Here is a 22,748-nt window from a genome sequence, read left to right as displayed (position 1 = left end):
CGCCCGTGATCGGTAAACTGCAGACACTGACATTGTCCCATCAAGACGTATCCATTACTGGTGACCTGGTAAATGCCAGGCTCAACTTCGGATCTGATTTACCGTGTTTTCGTTCCCGTTACGGTTAGGGATTGGATCAGGAGGCGCTGCGTCGGACCGTAGATCACGGTGTCGGGCGGGGCCACGCTGAGTCATGCATGTGCGCGTTCGTATCGATGGTAGCAGCCCGCGCCGCTGGCATGCGGATTTGTTGCGGCGGATCGCCGATATCCCCGGGATCGGGTTGGTCAGCCTCGCCGACGCGCCGGGGGCCGGGACGTGGCCACAGACGGCCGATCTGTTGTTCCGGCTCGAAGCACTGGTCCATGGTCTGCGGCGTCTCGGCTCGGCGCCGATCCCCGGTGCCGACCTCGATCGTTGGCGCCAGGATGGCCCGGCGCCCGATCTCGTGCTCGACCTGTGCGGCGATGCCCCGCCTGCTGCCGCCACCTGGCACCTCGCCTACGATGGCAGGTCCGGCGAGGAGGCCCTGCTGGCGAGCCTGCTCGCGGGCGGTGTACCGCATCTGACTCTTCTGGAGGACGGCCTGGCCCGCGCCACCGGGCGTCTCGGCGCCGACCGGCCCGGGATCGTGCTGGCGAGCTTCGAGGACGCGCTCGCCCGGACGGCGACGCTGGTCGTCGCGGCCCTGCGCGACCGGATCGCCGGGCGGGCCGGAGCAGGGGCCGGTATCGCCGTCCCCCCGGATCACCGGCCCGTCCTGACGCTTCCGCGCCTCGGTGCCCGCGCCGGGCGGATGCTCGCCGGGGCCCTCGTCCACGGGCTGTACCGCCTGTGCTACAACGCCCCGCATTGGCGCTGCGGCTGGCGCCCCCTCGCGGGGCCGGACCTGATCGACCTCGGGCGCCATCCCGATACGGGCTGGACCGTCCTGCCGGACGATGGCCGCCGCTTCTACGCCGACCCGTTCCCGATCTCCGTTGCGGGAACCACGCATCTCTTCGTCGAGGATTTTCCGCACGCCACCGGCAAGGCGATCATCTCGGCGGTCCGCTTCGGGCCGGACGGGCCGGACGGGACACCGGTGCCGGTGCTGGAGGAGGCGCATCACCTCTCCTATCCCTTCGTCTTCGCGCGCGAGGGCAGCGTCTGGATGGTGCCGGAGGCTTCCGCCGCCGGGACGGTCGATCTCTACCGCGCCACGCGTTTTCCCGGCGGCTGGGTCAAGGAGGCGACGCTCCTGTCCGGCGTGGTGGCGAGCGACGCGACCCTGGTCGAGCACGGCGGTCTTTGGTGGATCTTCGCGACCGTGCGCGATGCCGGGCTCGACGCGCCGGCCGGGGCGGGCTCCTTCCACGACGCGCTGCACCTCTGGTTCGCGCCGGATCTCCGTGGCCCCTACACGCCGCATCCGGCCAACCCGGTGCTGGTCGATCCTTCCCTGGCACGCCCAGCCGGGCGGATCGTCGCCCGCGGCGGGCGCCTGATCCGGCCGATCCAGGATTGCGCCACGGGCTATGGCCGGGCGCTGGTGCTGGGCCGGATCGATCGCCTCGACCAAGAGGGATTCGCCCAGACCGTGATCGGCCGGGTCGAGCCCGGACCGGCCTGGCCCGGCAACCGCCTGCACACTCTGAATGCAGGCGGCGGGATCGAATGCATCGATGGCGCCGGGCGGTCCCCGCGCGTCACGATGCCCGGCCGCGTCCGGCCCAGGGCATGAACCCGATCAAGCCGTTGCACCCGCTTCCGCATTCTGGCTTGGGACGATCGCTTGCATGACCAAAGCGGCCGGCCGGAACCGCTCTTCCAACCCGAAATATGAAGGGCAATCGGGATCGGTCTTTTTACAGGTCTGTGTTGATGAATCGAATGTCGTTTTTTCCAGCCATGTAATCATAGAACAGATTTCGATATCAATGGGATGAAAGATAGAAATACTTCGACGTGTAAACCGCGCATGCTTGACAATTTGGTGGCACGCTCCAAATCTATGACCTGCGGATGTCGCACGTGATTGTCGTGCCAGGACCAGGCCAAGAAATTGAACCGGGCCGCGCGTGATGTCCGTGGTTCGATCGTGTTTTCGATCCGTGATGCAGTAATACTGCAGCCGAATCATTGGTGTCGAGCCGCTAGGCAGGAGTTGTCCGATGAGTGTTTCCGCCGCTCCGGTATCCACCACTCAAGCGCATGCTGTGTCCGCTCATGCCGTGAAGGCCGAGACTAAGCAGCAGGAGAGCGCCAAAATCACGCCCCATGCGCAGTCCGCCGATCCGCGATCCGCGCAGGCGGTTTCCCATCGTCAAAGCGATGCGCTGCTGAACTTGGCCAGCGCGGATCACACGACGAGCTCGCCGGCGAGTACGCGTGAGACGCGGGACAGCGCCAGCGTCCAAGCCGCCAACCGCGCCTATCAAGCCATCCAGCGCGGGTGACGCGACGGATCGCGCACCATCTACGTGATCGCCGGTTCGGCCCCGACGGGACAGAGCCGGCTCGAAGGGTGAATCGGCGTCCATCACTCGCATCACCGTGCAGGCACGCCACCGTGAGCCGGGCGCTTGCGGCGACGGCGAAATACCGCTCGGGATCCAGACGGTCGTCGCAACGCGCCGGCACGGAGCAACCTGGAACGCTTTGCGGACTGGGGCCCCGATCACCGCCCGCTGATTCGGAGCGAGCGGGAAAAGGTGCGCCGGCAAACGCACGCGATCCAACCCCGCGAGCTGCCTGGGGATGGGCGCAGGAGTTCGGCCTCCGCAGCGGCGGGCACCACTTTCTTGCCCACATAACCCTGGCGGGAGCGCCTCCCAACCGCTACATGTCGAGGGCGGGGCTGCAGAGTTCGTCAGGAGCACTATCCCCGGGGCCTTATCGACTCCCTCGGGAGCTGTCCCTGGCCTCGTCCCTGGACCTGGCCAACACGGCGCCCACCTACGCTGTAGGTTTCCCGGGATCGATCCTCCAACGGCTCACGTGGCTCCGCACCCGACCCCTTCCGATCCCGCCGACGTGGCGCGCAAGGCGGAGCTCCGCCGCAGGGCGCTGGCAGCCCGCGACGCCCTCGGCGCGGAGGAACGGCAGGCCGCCTCGGCCGCCATTGCCCGCGCGCTCCTCGCTTTGCCTGAACTCGCCGAGGCTCGGCTGGTCGGCGCCTTCTGGCCGATCCGCAGCGAGGTCGATCCCCGGCCCGCCGCCGAAGGCCTGCTGGCCCGCGGCCAGGCCGTCGCCCTGCCGCATGTCACGCCGGAGGGTCTCGTGTTCCGGGAATGGCGCGCCGGAGACACGCTCGTCGCCGGTCGCTTCGGCCTGAGCGAGCCGGACCCGGCGCTGCCAACCGTGGATCCCGACGCGCTGATCGTGCCGCTCGCCGCCTTCGACCGGGCCGGCCAGCGGATCGGTTACGGCCGCGGCTATTATGACGGCGCGATCACCCGGTTGTCTCGCACGCGCCCGCTCTTCACGGTCGGTATCGGCTTCGCCGCGCAGGAAGTCGCGCGCGTGCCCGCCGAGCCGCATGACCGTCCCCTCCATTGCGTCATCACCGAGGCGGGCCTGATCCGCTTCGACAGGACTCCCTGACCGATGCGGCTACTCTTCCTCGGCGATGTGGTCGGGCGTTCGGGGCGCGCCGTCGTCTGCGAGCGCCTGCCCCGGTTGCGCGAGCGGTGGCGGCTCGACTGCGTGGTGGTGAACGGTGAGAACGCCGCCGGCGGCTTCGGCATCTCCGAGACCATCTGCGACGAGCTGATCCAGGCCGGCGCCGACGCGGTGACCCTGGGCAATCACAGCTTCGACCAGCGGGAGGCCTTGGTCTTCATCGCCCGGCAGCCGCGGCTGGTGCGCCCGGCCAACTATCCGCCGGGGACGCCGGGCCGGGGCGCGACGGTGGTGGAGACGCAGGGCGGCGCCCGCGTCCTCGTGATCAACGTCATGGGCCGCGTCTTCCTGGACGCGATGGACGACCCCTTCACCGCCGTGGAGCGCGAGTTGACCGCCTGCCCCCTTGGGGCCGCCGCCGACGCCGTCATCGTGGACGTGCACGCCGAGGCGACCAGCGAGAAGCAGGCCTTCGGCCACTACCTCGACGGCCGGGCGAGCCTCGTGGTCGGGACCCACACCCACACGCCCACGGCCGATCACCGGATCCTGCCCAGCGGCACCGCCTACATGTCGGATGCCGGGATGTGTGGCGATTACGACTCTGTCATCGGCATGCAGAAGGATGAGCCGATCCGTCGGATGATCCAGAAGACACCGGGCTCCCGCTGGGAGGTCGCTACCGGCGAGGGCACGCTCTGCGGGATTGCCGTTGAGACCGACGCGCGGGGGCTCGCCATACGGGTCGCGGCGCTCCGTCTCGGGCCGAATCTGGAGGAGAGCACGCCGCACTTCTGGGATTAGCGTGTCCTTCGCGCGACTTGATCGCGTGCAGGCCTGCCCCCACAGTGGACCCGACGGACGCCGCCGGCGGCCGCTTCTTTTGAGATCAGGCTAGAGCGACCGATGGCCGCCCGCGATACCGGCGAGAACAACAGGGAGCCGCTGGCTCAGCCCGGGATCTATCTCGGGCGCATGGCGATCTTTTTGATCCTCGTCGGCTTCCTCGCCTTCATCCTGTTCAAGCAGATCACGCCGGCCTTCCTAGCCAACCCCGGTCTCAACGGACTCATCCTCGGGGTGCTGCTGATCGCGGTGCTGATCGCCTTCGGGCAGGTCATCCGCCTGTTCCGCGAGGTCGCCTACGTCAACGCCGCAGCGCGCGGCGCACAGGCCAAGCGCCCGCCCTCTCTCCTGGCGCCAATGGCCCCGATGGTCGCAGCCCGGGTCGCGGGCACGACCCTGGCGGGCACGGCCGGTTATCTCGACACCATCGCGGCGCGCCTCGATGAGGGGCGCGACATCCTGCGCTACATCGCCGGTATCCTGATTCTGCTCGGCCTGCTCGGCACCTTCTGGGGCCTGATCGACACGCTCTCGGCGGTGGGCGGTGTGATCAAGGGCATGCGCGGCGGCGGCGATGCCGGGGTGATGTTCGACGAGCTGAAATCGGGTCTGGCCGTGCCGCTGTCGGGAATCGGCCTGGCCTTTTCGGCCTCGCTGTTCGGCCTCGCCTCGTCGCTGATCACCGGCTTCCTGGAGTTGCAGGCGGGCCAGGCCCATGCGCGTTTCCATAACGAATTGCAGGATTGGCTGCTGTCGGGGGCGACCGCGGCCACCGCTGCCGTGGGCGCGCCGGTCGGTTCGGCGGCTGGCACGCAGGACCTGAAGGAGGCCATCGATCGCCTGACGGCCCTGGTGGCCGAGGGTGGCAGCAGCCGCGCCGCGACGCTGGCCATGACCAACCTCGCCGAGGGGATCCAGGGGCTGGTGCAGCATATGCGCGCCGAGCAGCAGATGATCCGCGACTGGGTCGAGGCCCAGGCGAGCCGGGAGCGCGAATTGAAGCAGGTGCTCGACCGGCTCGGCCGGGAGCGGGTCTGATGGCGTCCACGGCGGCGCGGTCCCGCCGCACCCTCAACGTCTGGCCGGGCTACGTCGATGCCCTGGCGACGCTCCTGTTGGCTGTGGTGTTCCTGCTGACGGTGTTCGTCGTCGGGCAATTCTTCCTGTCGCAGGAGCTGAGTGGGCGGGACGAGACGCTCGTCAAGCTCAATCGCCAGATCGCCGACCTCACCGACCTCCTCGCCCTGGAACGCTCGAACCGCCGCACCCAGGAGGAGGAGGTCCGCAACCTGCGCACGACGCTGGCCGGCGTCGAGGCCGAACGCGATCAGGCGAGGACCCAATCCGAGGCCGCGACCGTCAGCCAGGGTGCCGCCGGCGCCCTCGACAAGCAGCTCGAATCCGAGCGCGGCGCCACCAAGCGGGCTCTGTCCCAGATCGACCAGCTGAACGAGCAGATCAGCGCCATGCGCCGACAGCTCGCCGCCCTGGAGGATGCACTTGCCGCCTCCGAGAGCCGCGACCGGGAATCGCAGGCCCGCATCGCCGAACTCGGCAGCCGCCTGAACGTCGCCCTGGCGCAGAAGGTCCAGGAACTCGCGCGCTACCGCTCCGACTTCTTCGGCCGCCTGCGCCAGATCCTCGGCAACCGCCCCGATATCCGCGTGGTCGGGGACCGGTTCGTGCTGCAATCGGAGGTGCTGTTCCCAGCGGGTTCGGCGACCCTGAAGCCCGAGGCCGGTCCGGAACTCGACCGGATCGCCGGTGCGATCTCGGACCTCGCCAAGCAGATCCCTTCGGATCTGCCCTGGGTGCTGCGGGTTGACGGCCACACGGATGCAAGGCCGATCAGCACGTCGCAATTCCCGTCGAACTGGGCGCTCTCGGCCGCCCGCGCTATCGCGGTGGTGCAGTACCTCGCCGGCAAGGGCATCCCGCCGCAGCACCTCCTGGCCGGCGCCTTCGGCGAGTTCCAGCCCCTCGATGCCGGCACCACCGAGGAAGCCTATGCCCGCAATCGCCGGATCGAGATGAAGCTCACCGAACGGTAGCGGCCGCCGTCCATTCGGGGCGGGCCGGCGGCGCGCTCAGCCGGCCAGCACGTCCTTGTAGGCGAAGATTCCGGGCGTGCCGCCAGTCATTAGGAACAGCACCGACGACCCGGCCGGGTAGAGCCCGGCCCGGACATCGTGCAGCAGGCCCGCGAAGGCCTTGCCGCTATAGACCGGATCGAGGAGCTTGCCCTCGGTTCGCGCCATAAGCCGGACGGCCACCAGCATGCTGGCGGTGGGAATCCCGTAGCCAGGGCCGCGATGGCGGCCGTCGAGGTTGATGTCCTCCGGCCCAACCCGCCGCTCCGTGCCTATCAGCGCCAGCGTGGCATTGGCCTTGTCCAGAACCTCCGCCCGGGCGCGCGGCTCCTCTGCGAGGACCGCGAACGACTTCGCCAGGCGCGGGTCGCACGCCATCGCGGCGAGCCCGGCGACCAGCCCGGCATGGGTGCCGGCGCTGCCGTTGGCGGTGACGATCTGGGTGAAGGTCAGGCCGAGCGCCTCCGTCTGGGCCAGGATCTCGGTGGCGCAGTTCGCGTAGCCGAGGCAACCGGTCGGGCTCGAGCCTCCGGAGGGGAAGGTGTAGACCGTCCGGCCTTGCGCCCGCAGCGCATCCGCCCGCGCTTCGGCGGCCGCGAGGGAATCGGCGTCCCCGGGCAGTTCGTGGACCGTGGCGCCGAACAGGTCGTCGAGCAGGCGGTTGCCGTTGCCGGTATAATCGGGATCCTGGCGCGGTACGCTCCGCGTCAGGAACAGCTCGCAGGCGAGTCCGGCCCGGGCGGTCGCCGCCGCGGTGAGCCGGGCGTGGTTCGACTGGATGCCGCCCACGGTGATCGCCGTATCGGCCCCCGCGGCCTTGGCGGCGCCCAGCAGATACTCGAGCTTGCGCAGCTTGTTGCCGCCGAGGCCGATCCCGGCCACGTCGTCGCGCTTAACGAAGATCCGGACGCCGTTGAGCGCATCGCCGAGATGGGCGGTGAGCCCATCGAGGGGTTCGATCGGCGTCGGCCGGGTCACCAGCGGCAGGCGCGGGAAGCGGGCGAGGTCGAGCGTCGGCATGACGGCCTGTCTACACCGTGCCGCGATTCCTGTCCCGGGCGCAGCTCACTCGGCTGCTGGCAGCCGCTCGCCCCGTGGGCGGGGCTCCTTGCCCCGGGCGGTCTCGTCGAGCGCGTCGGTGAATTGAAGGTTCGCGAGCTGCGCGTAGAGCGCACCCTGCGCGAGCAGGCTCTCGTGGGTCCCGGTCTCGACGATGCGGCCGTCATCCAGCACCAGGATCCGGTCCGCGGCGCGGATCGTGGCGAGCCGGTGGGCGATGACCAGGGTCGTGCGCCCGCGCATCAAGGTGCCGAGGGCGGCCTGGACGGCGCGCTCGGATTCGGCATCGAGCGCCGAGGTCGCCTCGTCGAGGAGCAGGATCGGCGCGTCCTTGAGGATCGCCCGGGCGATGGCGATGCGCTGCCGCTGGCCTCCCGAGAGCGTCACGCCGCGCTCGCCGACCTGCGTGTCGTAGCCCTGGGGCAGGGCGGCGATGAAGGCATGCGCGTTGGCCAGTTCGGCGGCGTGCCGGACCTCCGCCTCGCCGGCCTCGGGCCGTCCGTAGCGGATGTTCTCGGTGACCGTCCCGGAGAACACCACCGGGTCCTGCGGTACCAGGGCGATGCGGGCGCGCAGGCGCTCGGGATCGACCTGCGCGATGTCGGCGCCGTCCACCACGATCCGGCCGCCCTGCGGGTCGTAGAAGCGCAGCAGGAGCTGGAACACCGTCGACTTGCCGGCGCCGGACGGGCCCACGATGGCGATCCGCTCACCGGGGGCCGCCGCGAAGCTCAAGCCGTCGAGGGCGGTGTGGCCAGGCCGCGTCGGGTAGGCGAAGCGCACCGCCTCGAAGGTCACGGCCCCGCGGGCCGGCTCGGGCAGGGGCAGCGCGGGGCTTGGCGCGCGGATCGCCGGCTCCGTCGCCAGGATCTCGGTGAGCCGTTCGGCCGCCCCGGCCGACATGGCGAGGTCGCCGTAGACCTCGGAGAGCTGGCCGAGGGCGCCAGCCCCAAACACCGCGTAGAGGACGAATTGCGAGAGCTCGCCACCGGTCATCGCGTGGGTAAGAACTCCTTGAGCGCCGTACCACATCACGCCGACCACGGAGGCCGAGATCAGGAAGATCGCGACGCCGGTGAGCAGCGCCCGCGCCCGGATCGAGTCCCGGGCCGCCGCGTAGGCCTCCTCGGAGGCGGTCGAGAACCGTGCCGCCGCCGTGCCCGAGCGCCCGAAGGCCTGCATGGTCCGCACGGCCCCGACCGCCTCGGCGGCGTAGGCCGAGGCTTCCGCCAGACGGTCCTGGGCGGCCCGGGACCGGCGGCGCACGCCGCGGCCGGACAGGATCAGCGGGAAGACGATGACCGGGATGGCGACCAGCACCATCACGGAGAGCCGCGGACTCGTGATCACCATCATGGCGATGGCGCCCACGAACAGGAACAGGTTGCGCAGCAGGATCGAAACCGAGACCCCGAAGGCGGACTTGATCTGCGTCGCGTCGGCGGTGAGCCGGGAGACGATCTCGCCCGATTGCGCGCGGTCGAAGAAGGCGGGATCGAGGATCGTGAGCCGGGCGAAGACGGCGCTGCGCAGATCCGCCACCACACGCTCGCCGAGCGTCACCACCGTGTAGACCCGGGCCGCGCTCGACAGCGCGAAGGCCGCCACGACCCCGAGCAGGGCCAGGAAGTAGGCGTCGATCACGCCTGAGCCGTCGGCCGTGAAGCCGTGGTCGATCACCCGGCGCATGGCGATGGGCACCACCAGGGTCGAGGCTGACGCGCAGGCGAGGGCGATGAGGCCCGCCACGATCCGGCCGCGGTAGCGCAGGGCAAACGGGAGCAGCGGGCGGAGCGCGCTCAGCGGAGCTTTGGGTCGGCCTTCGGCCGCCTTGGGTCTACGGGCCATCACGCCTCATTCTTTCCTCCCGGTCCGCGGCGCTTGTGACCGGGGAGCGCCTGCGGTATACGCCGCCGCTCATCCGATTGCGTGTGTTCAATGGCCGCGGGCCGCCACCACGGTCGGCTTGGACGTGCCGTTGCCACGAACCCACGGTTCGGTGCAACCGGTGACATCTTCCGCATTCCGGGCCGGGCAGCGCCTCCTGCGCTTCCCGCCGGCGTGCCAGACAGGGACCACAGGTCATGGCGAAGGACGCGGCCGCAAAGGCCAAGGGGACCGAGCACCCCGATTACCACTTCATCAAGGTCGTGATGACCGATGGGACTGAGTATCAGACCCGCTCGACCTACGGGAAGGAGGGCGACACCCTCAATCTCGATATCGATCCGCTGACCCACCCGGCCTGGACCGGCGGCGAGCAGAAGATGCTCGACCGGGCTGGCCGCGTGTCGCGCTTCAACTCGCGCTTCGGCAATCTCGGCAAGCGCTGAGCGGCGGCGCCACGCGCAGCTGCACGCGCACGGACAGGTTTGGAACGGGCGGCCTCCCAGCGAGGCCGCCCGTTTCCTTTTGGGTGTCCGGCAGCCGGATTTTCCACAGAACTGTATGACAAAAACTCGACCGATCGTATGACGGCCCAGTTGTCGTCCCGTCGAAGGGGAGACGATTATTCTCGGACGGGCCGACTTTGCGTCGATCGGCGTGCCGAGGCGGGGAGCTGAACCCGATCACGTCTTGATCGCGGCGCCGGACATCTTGAAAACATCGCGGATCCGACCGGACGTTCCGGGCGGACAGCGTGGCGCGATGCTGCGGCTCGGCGCGAGTCCCGGCACGATGAGAGAGCGGTTCCGATCCGATGACCCGATGGCTTCTGTTCGCCCTCGCCGTCCTGATGACGGTGTCCGGCCCTGCCTTCGCCAGGGACAAGATCAAGCTCGGCATCATGGGCGGCGATTCCGAGGTCCATTGGGCCAAGGCAAAGGAGATTGCGGCTCGCGATGACCTCGATATCGAACTCGTGGTCTTCTCCGACTACCTGCTGCCGAACGAGGCCCTGGCGGCCGGCGACCTCAGCGCCAACGCCTTCCAGCATAAGCCTTTCCTCGACAACCAGATCAAAATGCGGGGTTACCGCATCGTTCCGGTGGGCGAGACGATCGTCACGCCGATCGGCCTGTATTCCAAGCGGGTGAAGGCCGTGGGCGAGCTGAAGGACGGCGCAGCGATCGGCATCCCGAACGACCCGTCCAATGGCGGGCGCGCGCTCCTGCTGCTGCAGGCCCAGGGGCTGGTCCGGCTCAAGGAGGGCGTCGGCCTGCTGCCCACCGTCCTCGACGTGGTCGAGAACCCGAAGCGGCTGAAGCTCCACGAACTCGACGCCGCCCAGCTTCCGCGCAGCCTCGAGGACCTCGACGCTGCGGTGATCAACACCAACTATGCCGTCGCCGCCGGCCTGACCCCCGGCCGGGATACGATCGCGCTCGAATCCGCGGTCGACAATCCCTACAGCAACCTCATCGTGGTCCGCGCGGCCGACAGGAACGCGCCCTGGGTGCCGAAGCTGGTGCGCGCCTTCCAGAACGATGCGATCCGCCAACTCCTGAAGGATCAATTCCCCGGCCAGTATCCGGCCTTCTGAGCGCTGGAGCCCCTGGGCTGAGGCGTTGCGGCTAGCCCTCGCTCAGCCGGAATGCCATGCGCAGCAGGCCGTGCTGGGCCGCCACCGGGCTCTCCACCGGAGCGGGCGTCGGCCGATCCTCGGTGATCAGGGCATCGAGGTGCAGGATACGGCTGTGCAGCCGCCGAGCCCGCATGATCAGCTGCTGGAGCCGCATCGGCAGCTGGTTGAAGTCCTTGGGCTTCGGCGGCTCGCTGGCGCCGAGCTTGACCCGGTGCTTCTCGAGCAGAGCCTCGGCCGGAGTCATCTCCCCCTCGGCGACCGCGCGCTGCACCAGCAGCCAGGAGGCAACCTGCATCAGCAGCGTGGTGAGCCGCATGCTCTCAGCCGCGTAGCTCAGCGTCGCGTCGCGCGAGATCAGGCGCGATTCGTCGCGTCCCTCGCCGTCGAGATAGGCGGCGGTCTCCTCCACGAGCAACATTCCCTCGCGGAACAGGGCCTTGAACGCTTCCGAGTTGACGTAAGACTTGCCGAAATCGACCCAGTCCTGATCGTCCCGGAACGTGACCTCGAAGCCGTTCATCCTGCCTCTCCCGCGCCGTCCGACGGTCCAGTCCGTCCGGATTTGGGACATATCGCCCCTGCTGTCCGACGACGCTGCAATCCTAGCGCCGATCGAAGGGGGCATCACGCTTCACCCATTCTTAACCTTAATGGATCGCCGAATCTGGAGATAAGTCCTTCGCGCGCGGATGCCAGTGCTTGGAGCGGGGCCCGATCACAGGGCGATCGGGCGCACCCCTGAGGTGACTGGGGCGACAGCGCTCAGAACGCTGCGCGCACGCCTGCGAAGATGCTGCGGCCCGTCCCCGGATAGAACGCCGCCAGAGCCGCCGCGCCGCCCGCCGCCCGGGCGTTCGCCACCACGGCGATGTCCGACACGTAACGCGCATCCGTGAGATTACGGGCATCCACGAACAGGGCGATTCCGTTGGAGAAGTCGATCCCGGCCTCGACCCCGAGCAGCGCGTAGCCCGGCACCCGCAGGGTGTTGGCGTGGTCGGCGAAGGCACCCTCGGGCACCCAATCCACCGCCGGGGCGATGTGGAAGCCACTCGGATGGCGGTAGCTCAGCACCGTGCGCAGCACGTCCGTGGGGATGCCGGCGATGCGGTCGTTGCCGAAGACCGGGTCGCGCACGAACCGGAAGTCGTTGTGAGTCCAGATCTGCGTCAGGCTCAGGGCGTCACCGGCGCCGATGAGATCGCCGGCGAAGTCGAGGGTCACGGCCGCCTCGACGCCCTGATGGATCGAGCGCGGCGTGTTGAAGGTTGCGGCCGGGATGTTGAGGCCGGGATTGGTCGAGAAATTGATGAGTTCGTCGCGGAGATCCGACCGGTAGAACGTCACGTCGAAGGCGAGGCGGTCGATCCGGCCGCGGGCACCCGCCTCGTAGGTCCAGGCGCGCTGCGCCCGGAGCGGCACGAAGGTGGTGTTCAACAGGTTCTGCTGCACGAGGTCCCCGAAATCGGGCACGTCCCGGGACCGGGTGATGTCGCCGAAGACCTGCACCGTGGGGAGCGGCTGCCAAAGCAGGCCGACTTTCGGGTTGATGCCAGCATAGGTCTGCTCGGCGAAGCGCAGGGTCACATCCCCGGGCAGGCCCCCCTTGTCGCTGTAGGTGCGGTTCGACGAGAACGCCTTGGCGCCGGTCATCAGCGCCACGTCCGGCAGGAACCAGAACCGGTTCTCGCCATAGGCCTCGTAGTTCGATGCGCTCTGAAGGGCGTTCAGCGTCTGCGCGCCCCGCTGGCCGCGGATATTGACGAACTGAAGCGCCGAATTCTGGCCCGCGAAGGCGCGCAGGCCCAGCACCACGTCGTCGCGGAACCCGCCGAGATCGAAGGTGCCGGCCCAGTGCGGGCTGATCCCGTAGGTCCAGCCGTCCTGATCGATCGCCTGGAAGATCGGGTGGTAGAGGCTCTTGTGGATCGCCCAGCTGTCCACGTCGAGCTTGCCGACATCGAGCAGGAAGGAGGTGCGGTTGGCGATCCGCTCCGTCTCGACCTTGCGCGACTGGTTGCCGGTGATCGCCGTGGGATTGGCCAGCGTCGGCGTGGTCAGGCTCTGGCCGAGGGTCAGGCTGCCCGGCAGCTTCTGGTCGGTGAGATAGGTGCCGAGATAGAAGCGCGTCTCGATATCGGGCGCGATCCGGTAGCCGATCGTGGCGTTGAAATTCTTGGTCGCCTGCACCTCGTGGGCGCGGAAGCCTTCGGCATTGGTCAAGGTCGCGTTGACCAGCACGTCGAGCGGCCCGTCGATGCGGGACATCTGCGCCTGCTCGCGGATCGTGCCGAAGCTGCCGCCGTCGATGCGCAGGATGTTGGGCGCGATGGCCGTGTAGGCGGTCGGCGTGACGAAGTTGATCGCGCCGCCGAGCGTCGTCGCCCCGAAAGTGAGGGCGTTCCCGCCCTTGTAGACCTCCACCGCGCGCAGGGCGAGCGGGTCGATCTGGTAGAAGTCGCCGCTCCCGTCCGCGAGGTTGAACGGGATGCCGTCCTGCAGGATCTCGAGCCCGCGCAGGTGGTAGCCGCGGGCGATCCCTGAGCCGCGCACCGACAGGCGCAGTTCCTGGCCGTAGCGCTCCTGCACGTAGACGCCCGGCACGTCCTTGAGCACGTCGCGGATCGTGTTGGCGTAGCGGTCCTGAAGCGTCGCGGCGTCCACGAAGGCGACCGATCCGACGGTCTGGTAGAGTGTGGCGCGCTGGCGATCGACGCTCGGAACCGAGAGCGAGCCGCGCGCCTCTCCAGGCAGGGGGCCGGTGGGCGTGGCATCGCCGACGACACTGAGTTCCGGGAGGGTGACGGCGGGGTCCTGGGCCAGGGCGGCCGATGGCGTCGCGCAGGCGAAAAGCGACAGGGCGGCGCGGCGGCCGGCCCGGGAAAGGCGGGGCATGATGGCGTGTCCGTGTCTGAGGATCGGGGAGGGCGATCGGGTCAGACGACGGGGGGCGGGGCTCGGGCGCGGGAACCCGCCGCGGGGGGCGCCCGCGGAAGGGCGGTGCGCGCCGGCCGCGCCCGGATGAGCGCGACCGGGTACAGGGCCGGCACGGCTTCAGCCGGCGCGGGGGCGGGGAGGGCGGTCGGGGCGGCGACATGGCACGCGAGGCAGCACGCCATCGGGGCGTGGGCCGGGTGATGCGGATCGTCCGGCGCCGACCTGTCGATGGGGCCGCCGGCCAGGCACAGGACATGCTCCGGCCCCGCCGCGGCGGCCATGGCGAGGCCGCCGAGGACGCTCTGAAGCGTGAGGGCGTACAGGACGAGGAGCGCGAGGAGCCGGCGCCCGGCCGGCCTCAGCCGGGGGCGGCGGCCCCCTGGTCCGGTCCAGGTGCCGTAGAGTCGGGCGCACGCCATGGGGCGCTCGTGACCGCTCGTTCTCGGTGCGCTGCTCCTGCCCGGACGCTAGTGCTGATGCTGGTGCTGGCCGCCGGGGGCGGAGGCTCCGATCGGCGCGACCGAGAAGGTCACCGGCACGGTGCCGGCCCGCTGGAAGGTGAGCGTCCCCGCGACGGTCTCGCCGGCCTTCGGCGCGCCGGTCAGCCCCTCGAACATCAGGTGGTAGCCGCCGGGCTTCAGCTCGACGGTCTCCCCGGGCTTGATGGTCAGGCCCTCGGTGACCGGCGCCATCTTCATGACCCCACCCTCCATCGACATGGAGTGGATGTCGCCCGACGTGGCGAAGGGCACCGCGGCCCCGGTCAGCACGTCCGGCGTGCTGCCGGTGTTGGTGATCCGCACGTAGCCGCCCGCCACCTTGGCGCCGTTCGGCGTGGCGCGCAGCCACGGCGTCTCGATGGTCAGGTCGCCGGCCTTGACCGAGGCCGCCTTCGCGGGCGCCGCCTGGGCCGCCATCGCACCGCCCGTCTGGGCGGCCTGGACGACCCGGAAGGCGGGCGCCGCGGCCTTCAGGTCATGGGCGTCCTGTCCGGGCTTCGGGATGTCGGACCAGGAATGGCTGCCCTCCGTGCAATCCTGCTGCACCGGCACGTAGACCGTCGCGCCGGGCTCGAACGTGTCGGCCACCTGCGCCAGGAAGGTGAACTCGTCGACCTCGTCGTCCGGCAGGGAGCCGCCGCTCCACGTGATCGACGTCACGCCCTCCGAGGCGGTGCCGTGATGGGTCGTGTAGGTCTTGGCATAGGCGCCACGGGTCATCGCCAGGGTCCAGCCGGGCTTCGGCATCGGCTTGGCGCCGATCAGCCCCTCCGGGATGCTGACGCTGACCTTGGTGGTCGGCTTGCCGTCGCAGCCGTGCATGATCTGGACGACGCCGCGATAGGTCGAGCCGGGGCTCGCCTGCTTGCGCTCCAGCACCGCGTGGGCCTGCGCTGACGACGCAACGAGGCCGAGGCCGATCACGGCCGGGATAAGAATCTTCATGGGGATGCATCCGCTCTGAGGGTTTCGTCGAAGGAACGATGGCTCAGGCGGATGGGGGACCACGCGGTGATGCGCTGCGGTCGGGCGGGGCCCGGGGGCCGATCTGGCCGACGGCCCGGTGGGCGACCCCGCCATGATCCCCGGCGATCCACGCGACGCTAACGAGTGCGGCGCGTGCCGGAAGGGCGGTGCCGGTCGCCTGTGCCACCGTGCAGCAATCGCCGTGGCCGTGCGTGAGCGGCCGGTCCGGCGTCGAGTCGGAGGCCGCATGTTGCGCGCAGAGACCGTCGGCCGCGGCCGGGATCGGCATCAGCCCGCCCAGGAAGGCCTGGAGCACGAAGGCGTAGAGCGCCAGCACGGCGATCGCGGCGCGCAGGGGTGCCACGGGGTCGCCGTCGCGTCGTCTCGATCTGGCCGAAGCCCGGTCCATGCTGCGCCCGTTCGCGGTCCAAGCCGGGCCGCTATGGTATCCCTGCCACACCAGGAAGCCCGTGGCTGTTGCCAGGGTGCCGCACCGGAAGGCCGCGTGCGCTGGCGCACCGCGATGCCATATTCCGGCCCCTTCGATAGGGAGTCTTAAGCCACAACCCGACACCGTGGCGGCCGAGACCAGTTCCTCCCGCCACGATCCGAACAGACTCCGGACCAGAGCCAGCGACCGATGCGCAAGACGGCACATAACCGGTTCACCACCCTCCTGAGCGTGGCCACTTTCGGCGCCCTCGGGATCGGCGCCGCGCAGGCCCGCGACCAGGGCAATTACGCCCAGGCCGAATGGGCGCAGGATTACGCCTCCCCCGTCGGCATGCAGGTACAGCGTGAGACCACGCCGATCCTCTCGCCGCAGACCGTGGCGGCGACCGAGCAGATGGTCGAGCGCTACAAGGACATCGTGAACCGCGGCGGCTGGCGGCAGGTCTCGGGCGCCGAGCACCTGCGGATCGGCTCCCGCGGCCCGGCCGTGGCCGCCGTGCGTCAGCGCCTGATCGTCACCGGCGATCTCGACTCGGCGGCCGGCAGCTCGGGCGTGTACGATTCCTACGTCGCGGCCGGCGTGAAGCGCTTCCAGGCCCGGCACGGCCTCAGCCAGACCGGCGCGATGAGCCTCGCCACCCAGCAGGCGATGAACGTGCCGGCCGACGTGCGGCTGCGCCAGCTCGAGACCAACGTGGTGCGCCTGCGCTCCTATTCGGGCGACCTCGGCCGCCGCTTCGTGATCACCAACATCCCGGCCGCCCTCGTCGAGACGGTCGAGAACGGCCAGGTCGTTACGCTCCACGCCGCGGGCGTCGGCAAGATCGACCGCCAGTCGCCGATCATGAACACCAAGGCGACGCAGATCAATTTCAACCCGACCTGGACGGTCCCGGCTTCCATCGTGAAGAAGGACCTGATCCCGAAGATGCAGAAGGATCCGAACTATCTCACGGACAACCGGATCCGCATCCTCTCGAACGGCCAGGAGATCTCGCCGAAATCGGTGAACTGGTTCTCCGACGAGGGTACCCGCTACACCTACCGGCAGGATTCGGGCGCCGACTTCAACTCGATGGGCATCGTACGCATCAACATCCCGAACCCCTACGGCGTGTTCATGCACGACACGAACACCAAGGGCGTGTTCGGCGACGATTTCCGCTTCATCTCCTCGGGCTGCGTGCGCGTGCAGAACGTGCGCGAGTACATCACGTGGCTCCTGAAGGAGACGCCCGGCTGGGACCGCGCGAAGGTCGAGGAGGCCATCGAGAGCGGCAAGCGCGTCGATGCCAACATCGCCCAGCCGGTGCCGGTCTACTGGACCTACATCACCGCGTGGTCGACCCCGGACGGGATCGTCCAGTTCCGCGACGACATCTACAAGCGCGACGGCGTCAACGTCCCCTCGACCATCGGCGCCCCGACCCCGGTCGCCAGCGCCGAGCCGATGCCCCAGACCTTCGAGCCCGGCGACGAGGAGTAATCCTCCGCCCGGTCCGACCCGGATCATCCGAGGCCCGCATCTCTCCCGAGATGCGGGCCTCGTGCGTTTGGGCGCGCGTCTGTCATCCTCCGGTCAACAGGGTCTGCTTGGCCGTTCGAGTCCGCACCGTGGCAGTCGCCGCGGACGTCACTGTGCCGGCTGCGTCCGGAGGCGACGCGGATCTCTGTGCAGGAGCCCCCGATGACGCGCGAACCCACATCCGGAGACGGACGCCTCACCCGGCGGGAAACCGTGGCGGCCCTCGCCGGGCTCGGCCTCGTGGCCGGTCGCGCGGAGGCACAGGGCGCCGCTGAGGCGACCGGGATCGTCTACGCCACCGACGTGACCGGTGTGGACCGGGCGCCGCTGCCCGGCGTGCTGGTCTCGAACGGCCGTGAGATCGCGCGCACCGACGATCAGGGCCGCTACCGTCTGCCGATGCCCGGCGACGGGGCGGTCTTCGTGATCAAGCCGCCGGGCTACGCCGTGCCGCGGGACGCCGACAACGTGCCGCGTTATTCCTACATCCACCAGCCGGACGGCACGCCCGCCAGCCTGGGCCTGCGCTACCGCGGCGTCGCGCAGACCGGAAAGCTGCCGGCCTCGATCGACTTCACGCTGACCCGCGTCGACGAGCCAGCGGATTTCGACGTCGTCCTGTTCACGGATCCGCAGCCCGAGAGCCGGTTCGAGCTCGACCACGTGCGCGACACCGCCATCGCCCGCGCGATGGCCATCCCGGCCGCCTTCGGCATGACCATGGGTGACGTGCTGTTCGACGATCTCTCGCTCTACGGCCGGTCGAACCGCATCGTCGGGCAGATCGGCCTGCCCTGGTACAGCCTGCCGGGCAATCACGACCTCAACATGCAGGCGCCCGATGCTCGCTACAGCCGCGAGACCTGGAAGCGGGTCTTCGGGGCGCCGACCTACGCGTTCCGCCACGGGCGGGCGTGGTTCGTGATGCTCGACAATGTCGAGTGGCTGGGGCCGCCGGTCCCGGTGGGCGCCAACACCTACCGGGGCCATATCGGCGAGCGCAGCCTGACCTTCCTGCGCAACCTGCTCGCCGAGATCCCGCGGGACGACCTGATCGTGCTCGCCATGCACATCCCGCTCTTCACAGATACGACGCCGGACGATCCGCACGGCATCACCATCGACCGCACGGCGCTGCTCGACCTGCTGGCGGGGCGCAAGGTGCTGAGCCTGTCCGGCCACACCCACACCACCGAGCATCACTACCCGGCCGAGGGCCACCACCATCACGTGCTGACGGCCGTCTCGGGCTCGTGGTGGAGCGGGCCCGACACGCGCACCGGCATCCCCTCGGCCGACAGCCGCGACGGCACGCCGAACGGCTTCCACGTCCTGTCGGTGCGCGGGACCGACTACACCACCCGCTACGTCCCGGCGCAGGGCCAACCGGACGAGACGATGCGCATCCTGTTCGAGAGCGCGGCACGGAGCGGCGCCGTGGAGGTGCTCCGTCTGACCCGGCCGGTCCAGGGGCTCCGGCCGCCGGTGCCGCAGGACGCGCTGGCCGACACGACGATGGTGGTCAACGTGTTCGACGGCGGCCCGCGCACCAATCTGACGTTCCGGATCGGCGACCGGCCGGCGCAGGCGATGACCCAGACCCGGCGTACCGATCCGTTCGTCGCGGAACTCTTCGCCCGCTATCCCGAGACCAAGAAGAGCTGGGTGCAGGCCACGCCCTCCAGCCATATCTGGACGGCGCAGTTGCCCGACGATCTCGCGCCCGGCGCGCACCGCCTCACCGTGGAGGGGACCGACGAGTACGGGCGCCCGATCCGGAGCTGCACCGTGCTGGAGATTCTGGGGGAGCGCGGGCGCGGGTAATCCTCTCACCGCCGCTCCGGCTGCGCCTCCGCTTCCCGCACGGACGATGAGGTCCGTGCGGGCCTCTCCCCGCACGCGGGGAGAGGGGAAGGGGGCGTTCTGCTCCCACGCCGGCTTGGCTACATCAGGCCGCGAGCTGCCGCGTACCGTGGCCGCCTTCCTGGATCTCCTCGACGATTTTCGCACAGAAGGCGTCGAGATCCCCGGGGTTGCGGCTTGTGATGATACCCTGATCGGTCACCACTTCCTTGTCGTGCCAGCGGCCGCCGGCATTGATCACGTCGGTGCGGATCGAGCTGAACGAGGTGAGGTCGCGGCCCTTGGCCGCGCCGGTCTCGATGAGCAGCCAGGGGGCGTGGCAGACGGCGGCGACCACCTTGCCGGAGGTCAGGAACGCCTTGATCACCTCCAAAGCCTTGGGCTCGAGCCGCAGCTTGTCCGGGTTGATCTGGCCGCCCGGCAGGACCAGCGCGTCGTAAGCCGAGGGGTCGACCTGCTCCACATCGGTATCGACCGCGACGTCCTTCCCCCAGTCGGTCTTGTCCCAACCGCGGATCGTGCCCTTGCTCTGGCGCGATTGCGGGGCGGCGACCGTCACGGTGGCGCCAGCCTGGGACAGTTTGGACTGCGGCACGGTCAGTTCGCTTTCCTCGAACCCGTCGGTCGCGAGGATCAGGATCTTGGCTTGGCGGATATCGGGCATGGGGGCCTCCTGCAGATCGAGTTTGGCCCGATCAACCGAGCGCGGTGCGGGCTGTTCCCACGGGCTTCGCACCGGCCCAATCGACGGCGAGTGCAGATCGGAACTCACCGCAGCCCGGTCCGTTGGTCCCCATCCCAAACCAAGAGGAGCCGCGTCATGGCCAATCCCGGCCTACCCGAGCCCACGCCCGGCGATCTGCCGCCGCCCCCGCCCATCCCCGATGAGGAGCCCGATATCGGCCCGACCGGGCCCCGCACGCCCTATCCGGTGAACGACCCCGGCATCGGCGAGCCGGGCGGCCCAGGCTCGGAGCCCGACATCTTCCCCGGAACGCCGACCGATCCCGGCACGCGGATGTAAGCGGACGATCAGTGGCCGCCGTGCGAGGTCCGTACGTCGCGCGGCGCGTTCAGAATTTCCGAGAGGCTCGTCACGACGTGGCGGGCCTCCTCGTCGGTCAGACGGAGCTGGAACGGCGGCAGCGCACCAGCCTGGAGCGCGACGACGGCCTGTCCCTCCTCGTCGGTCCCGATTTCGATCGCGGACGACGTCACGTCGAGCATGGCGATCTCTTCATCGCCCATTTCATCGGCCATATCGGGCTCGTCGGTATCGTCGATCGCCGTGAGCAGCTGCCCGACGGCCCGCACCAGGGCACGGGCGGCGCGGGCATCCATCACCACCGCCGTCGCCTGATCGTCCTTCTGGAAGGACAGCTGGATGTTCGCGCCGTCCAGCGAAACCGATATGCCTGCCATGTATCGTCCAGAGCCGCGCGTCGTAACTGCTTGCGCGCACTCCGTATATGCATCGTGAAGGCCCGAAATCCCAGGGGGCTGCGGATCGGGGTTGCGCCTTCATCCCCGCCTGCGACGCAGAAGATACGCGCCCGGCGCCTTGTTGCCGCCGCAGCCGGCGCCTAAATACGTCCTCGGGGGGCTTACCCACCGAGGCTGACGCTCTTCAGGTTCAGCGACTCGCGCCCCGCCGCACTGGCCAAATCCAGAAAGACCGTGGTGCACCACGCGGCGCTTACGCCGCGCCGGTGGCCTATGGACGAATGAGGTACACTACGTGAATACCGGCACTGTGAAGTGGTTCAATGAGACCAAGGGCTACGGTTTCATCCAGCCCGACGACGGCGGCAAGGACGTGTTCGTGCATATCTCGGCCGTCGAGCGCGCCGGAATGCGCAACCTGATCGAAGGTCAGCGGGTCACCTACGAGATCCTGACCGACAAGCGCAGCGGCAAGGACGCAGCGGGCAACCTCCAGGCGGCCTGATCCGTCGGCGGGTCCGACCCGGCTCCCCCTGATGCGCATGGCGTGCCAGGGGGCTCCCGCCAGATGGGAGCCTGGGTCAGGACCGTGAACCGGCCGCACGTGGCGGCTCCTCCTTCCGACGCTACCGATCCGGGCAAACCCGTCCGGGAGTGGGTCGCGCCGGAGGCAATATCCCAGAAACGACGCCGGACGGCGCAAACGTCCGGTTCAGAAAAGAAAAGACGTTTATGTTATTCGAGTACACACGCCGCCGCAGCCTCCGGTCCCCCGTGACCGATGCCCCGACCTTCCGTGTCGGCAAGCTGGCCGAGGCCAAGACCGCGGGTCAGACGGGGGGCGACATCAGCCACCTGATCGACCGCTCCTACAACTATCATTCCTCGCGGGAGCTGCACTGGCATCTCGCCGATCGCCTCGGGCTCGCCCCAGGCGCGGTCACGCTCCGCGAAGTGCACGCGGCCTGAGGGGCCGCGTCGTCTTCAGCGGCCCCAAACTCCTCATCGGCCCCAAGCCGTGAGGACGGGATCGCGCAGGGCCGCGGGCACCGCGAGCAACTCGCCGTGGACCGGCTCGGCCCGGTTGTAAGGGGTCGCTGCGCCCTCGAAATCGCAGACGATCCCGCCGGCCTCCCGCAGGACGAGGTCGGCCGCGGCCAGATCCCAGTCCCGGGCATGGCCCGAAATCATCCCGACATCGACGCTGCCCTCCGCCACCCGCGCCAGCCGCAGGGCGAGGGACGGGATCCGCGCAACCACACTGAAATCGGGGTTCGGCCCGGCACCCCGGGTCAGGCGATCAAGCATCGGTTTCGGGCCGGTGATGCGGGCGCCCGCCAGATCCTGCCGGGCATCCACCTGGATCGGCGCGCCGTTGCGGGTCGCGCCGTGCCCGCGCACGGCTTCGTAATCGGTCTTTCCCGCGGGGGCATGCACGAACCCGATCAGCGGCTCGCCCCTGGCGAGCAGCGCGACCGCGATCGACCAGTCGGGATGACCCGACAAAAACGCCCGCGTGCCGTCGATCGGATCCACGATCCAGACGAGGTCGTGATCCAGGCGCGCCGGATCGTCCGCGGTTTCCTCCGATAGCCACGCCGCCTGCGGCACGAGCGCGCTCAGGCGGACCTTCAGGAAGGCGTCCACCGCGACGTCGGCCTCCGTCACCGGCGAGCCGCCCGCCTTCGACCAGATCCGCGCGGAGGTTTGGCCGCCGAGCCGGAAGAACGGCTGCGCGATGTCGGCGGCCTCGCGCATGACGGCGCGCAACTCCGGCATCAGGGCGGATACGGCGTCGTCGGTGAGGGGCTCGGGCATCGCGCTCCGCGTGGGATCCGTGGGGGCCGGGCAGCCCATCGTGTCATTCATCCGGACACGCGGATGGCAGGACGTTCGGGCTGAGGGGGCCGGGCGCGAAGGGTCGTGCACCCGACCCT

General features: G+C 69.4%; 23 protein-coding genes and 1 other RNA gene. 14 read left to right on the top strand and 10 right to left on the bottom strand.

What is annotated here, in order from left to right; translation table 11 throughout:
- The first annotated feature begins 193 nt into the window (after window positions 1–193).
- The 7 genes from BLQ49_RS01640 (at window position 194) to BLQ49_RS01615 (ending at window position 6,500) form a co-directional block, all read left to right on the top strand.
- Complete coding sequence (locus BLQ49_RS01640) at window positions 194–1,723, top strand: glucosamine inositolphosphorylceramide transferase family protein (RefSeq protein ID WP_091712752.1); 1,530 nt, start codon at window positions 194–196, stop codon at window positions 1,721–1,723.
- Window positions 1,724–2,153: 430 nt separating this feature from the next.
- Window positions 2,154–2,438, top strand: coding sequence for a hypothetical protein (locus BLQ49_RS28805; RefSeq protein ID WP_143012187.1), 285 nt, complete (start codon window positions 2,154–2,156; stop codon window positions 2,436–2,438).
- A 395-nt stretch (window positions 2,439–2,833) separates the two neighbouring features.
- A non-coding RNA gene (gene ssrS / locus BLQ49_RS01635) (6S RNA) lies at window positions 2,834–2,990 on the top strand.
- Window positions 2,980–3,585 (top strand): 5-formyltetrahydrofolate cyclo-ligase, encoded by a 606-nt coding sequence (locus tag BLQ49_RS01630; protein WP_091712751.1) that lies wholly within the window; start codon window positions 2,980–2,982, stop codon window positions 3,583–3,585. The genes ssrS and BLQ49_RS01630 overlap by 11 nt, the downstream gene beginning before the upstream one ends.
- A gap of 3 nt (window positions 3,586–3,588) precedes the next feature.
- Window positions 3,589–4,407 carry a TIGR00282 family metallophosphoesterase gene (locus BLQ49_RS01625; RefSeq protein WP_091712750.1) on the top strand — a complete coding sequence of 273 codons (819 nt, stop codon included), beginning with the start codon at window positions 3,589–3,591 and terminating at the stop codon, window positions 4,405–4,407.
- A 102-nt stretch (window positions 4,408–4,509) separates the two neighbouring features.
- Window positions 4,510–5,487, top strand: coding sequence for a MotA/TolQ/ExbB proton channel family protein (locus BLQ49_RS01620; protein WP_091712749.1), 978 nt, complete (start codon window positions 4,510–4,512; stop codon window positions 5,485–5,487).
- Window positions 5,487–6,500, top strand: a complete 1,014-nt coding sequence (locus BLQ49_RS01615) for a peptidoglycan -binding protein (RefSeq protein ID WP_091712748.1) — start codon at window positions 5,487–5,489, stop codon at window positions 6,498–6,500. Before BLQ49_RS01620 ends, BLQ49_RS01615 begins: the two co-directional genes overlap by 1 nt.
- A 36-nt stretch (window positions 6,501–6,536) precedes the next feature.
- Here BLQ49_RS01615 and BLQ49_RS01610 read toward each other — a convergent pair whose 3' ends face one another.
- Together BLQ49_RS01610 and BLQ49_RS01605 are read right to left on the bottom strand one after the other, a co-directional pair.
- The gene (locus BLQ49_RS01610; protein ID WP_091712747.1) at window positions 6,537–7,559 is read right to left on the bottom strand and encodes a D-cysteine desulfhydrase family protein; all 1,023 of its coding nucleotides are present in this window, start codon (window positions 7,557–7,559) and stop codon (window positions 6,537–6,539) included.
- A gap of 45 nt (window positions 7,560–7,604) precedes the next feature.
- Window positions 7,605–9,446 (bottom strand): ABC transporter transmembrane domain-containing protein, encoded by a 1,842-nt coding sequence (locus BLQ49_RS01605; protein ID WP_091712746.1) that lies wholly within the window; start codon window positions 9,444–9,446, stop codon window positions 7,605–7,607.
- A gap of 236 nt (window positions 9,447–9,682) precedes the next feature.
- Between BLQ49_RS01605 and rpmE the strand changes: the two genes are divergently transcribed.
- Window positions 9,683–9,931 carry a 50S ribosomal protein L31 gene (rpmE, locus tag BLQ49_RS01600; RefSeq protein ID WP_091712745.1) on the top strand — a complete coding sequence of 83 codons (249 nt, stop codon included), beginning with the start codon at window positions 9,683–9,685 and terminating at the stop codon, window positions 9,929–9,931.
- Window positions 9,932–10,299: 368 nt separating this feature from the next.
- Window positions 10,300–11,082, top strand: a complete 783-nt coding sequence (locus BLQ49_RS01595) for a MetQ/NlpA family ABC transporter substrate-binding protein (protein WP_091712744.1) — start codon at window positions 10,300–10,302, stop codon at window positions 11,080–11,082.
- A gap of 31 nt (window positions 11,083–11,113) precedes the next feature.
- On the opposite strand, the gene rcdA is transcribed toward BLQ49_RS01595, so the two are convergent.
- The 5 genes from rcdA to BLQ49_RS01570 all read right to left on the bottom strand — a co-directional run bounded on the left by rcdA (window position 11,114) and on the right by BLQ49_RS01570 (window position 15,891).
- On the bottom strand, window positions 11,114–11,644 hold the full coding sequence (rcdA, locus tag BLQ49_RS01590) for a protease adaptor protein RcdA (protein WP_091712743.1): 531 nt from the start codon (window positions 11,642–11,644) through the stop codon (window positions 11,114–11,116).
- Window positions 11,645–11,886: 242 nt separating this feature from the next.
- On the bottom strand, window positions 11,887–14,019 hold the full coding sequence (locus tag BLQ49_RS01585) for a TonB-dependent receptor family protein (RefSeq protein ID WP_091712742.1): 2,133 nt from the start codon (window positions 14,017–14,019) through the stop codon (window positions 11,887–11,889).
- Between the two features lie 41 nt (window positions 14,020–14,060).
- Window positions 14,061–14,480 (bottom strand): hypothetical protein, encoded by a 420-nt coding sequence (locus BLQ49_RS01580; RefSeq protein ID WP_244507387.1) that lies wholly within the window; start codon window positions 14,478–14,480, stop codon window positions 14,061–14,063.
- Window positions 14,481–14,528: 48 nt separating this feature from the next.
- Complete coding sequence (locus BLQ49_RS01575; RefSeq protein ID WP_091712741.1) at window positions 14,529–15,506, bottom strand: DUF1775 domain-containing protein; 978 nt, start codon at window positions 15,504–15,506, stop codon at window positions 14,529–14,531.
- A 43-nt stretch (window positions 15,507–15,549) separates the two neighbouring features.
- A complete protein-coding gene (locus tag BLQ49_RS01570; RefSeq protein WP_244507386.1) occupies window positions 15,550–15,891 on the bottom strand; it encodes a hypothetical protein in 342 nt (113 codons plus the stop codon).
- A gap of 276 nt (window positions 15,892–16,167) precedes the next feature.
- Here BLQ49_RS01570 and BLQ49_RS01565 point away from each other — a divergent pair, with 276 nt between their 5' ends.
- Together BLQ49_RS01565 and BLQ49_RS01560 are read left to right on the top strand one after the other, a co-directional pair.
- On the top strand, window positions 16,168–17,466 hold the full coding sequence (locus tag BLQ49_RS01565; protein ID WP_091712739.1) for a L,D-transpeptidase family protein: 1,299 nt from the start codon (window positions 16,168–16,170) through the stop codon (window positions 17,464–17,466).
- Between the two features lie 201 nt (window positions 17,467–17,667).
- Window positions 17,668–19,329, top strand: a complete 1,662-nt coding sequence (locus BLQ49_RS01560; protein WP_091712738.1) for a calcineurin-like phosphoesterase C-terminal domain-containing protein — start codon at window positions 17,668–17,670, stop codon at window positions 19,327–19,329.
- A 124-nt stretch (window positions 19,330–19,453) separates the two neighbouring features.
- On the opposite strand, the gene BLQ49_RS01555 is transcribed toward BLQ49_RS01560, so the two are convergent.
- A complete protein-coding gene (locus tag BLQ49_RS01555; RefSeq protein WP_091712737.1) occupies window positions 19,454–20,032 on the bottom strand; it encodes a type 1 glutamine amidotransferase domain-containing protein in 579 nt (192 codons plus the stop codon).
- Between the two features lie 156 nt (window positions 20,033–20,188).
- On the opposite strand from BLQ49_RS01555, the gene BLQ49_RS01550 reads away from it, so the two are divergent.
- Window positions 20,189–20,392, top strand: coding sequence for a hypothetical protein (locus tag BLQ49_RS01550; protein WP_091712736.1), 204 nt, complete (start codon window positions 20,189–20,191; stop codon window positions 20,390–20,392).
- A gap of 8 nt (window positions 20,393–20,400) precedes the next feature.
- On the opposite strand, the gene BLQ49_RS01545 is transcribed toward BLQ49_RS01550, so the two are convergent.
- Window positions 20,401–20,790, bottom strand: coding sequence for a hypothetical protein (locus BLQ49_RS01545; protein ID WP_091712734.1), 390 nt, complete (start codon window positions 20,788–20,790; stop codon window positions 20,401–20,403).
- A gap of 316 nt (window positions 20,791–21,106) precedes the next feature.
- On the opposite strand from BLQ49_RS01545, the gene BLQ49_RS01540 reads away from it, so the two are divergent.
- Window positions 21,107–21,316 (top strand): cold-shock protein, encoded by a 210-nt coding sequence (locus tag BLQ49_RS01540; RefSeq protein ID WP_091712733.1) that lies wholly within the window; start codon window positions 21,107–21,109, stop codon window positions 21,314–21,316.
- Between the two features lie 227 nt (window positions 21,317–21,543).
- The gene (locus tag BLQ49_RS01535) at window positions 21,544–21,780 is read left to right on the top strand and encodes an AsnC family transcriptional regulator (RefSeq protein WP_091712731.1); all 237 of its coding nucleotides are present in this window, start codon (window positions 21,544–21,546) and stop codon (window positions 21,778–21,780) included.
- A gap of 33 nt (window positions 21,781–21,813) precedes the next feature.
- Here the strand turns inward: BLQ49_RS01535 and BLQ49_RS01530 are convergent, their stop codons facing one another.
- Entirely contained in the window at window positions 21,814–22,629 is an 816-nt protein-coding gene (locus BLQ49_RS01530) for an inositol monophosphatase family protein (protein WP_091713100.1), read from the bottom strand.
- Window positions 22,630–22,748 lie beyond the last annotated feature (119 nt).

This window comes from Methylobacterium phyllostachyos, assembly GCF_900103445.1.
Lineage (GTDB): Bacteria > Pseudomonadota > Alphaproteobacteria > Rhizobiales > Beijerinckiaceae > Methylobacterium > Methylobacterium phyllostachyos.
The sequence above is the reverse complement of the archived record's forward strand: the minus strand, read 5'-3'. Positions and strand labels throughout refer to the sequence as shown.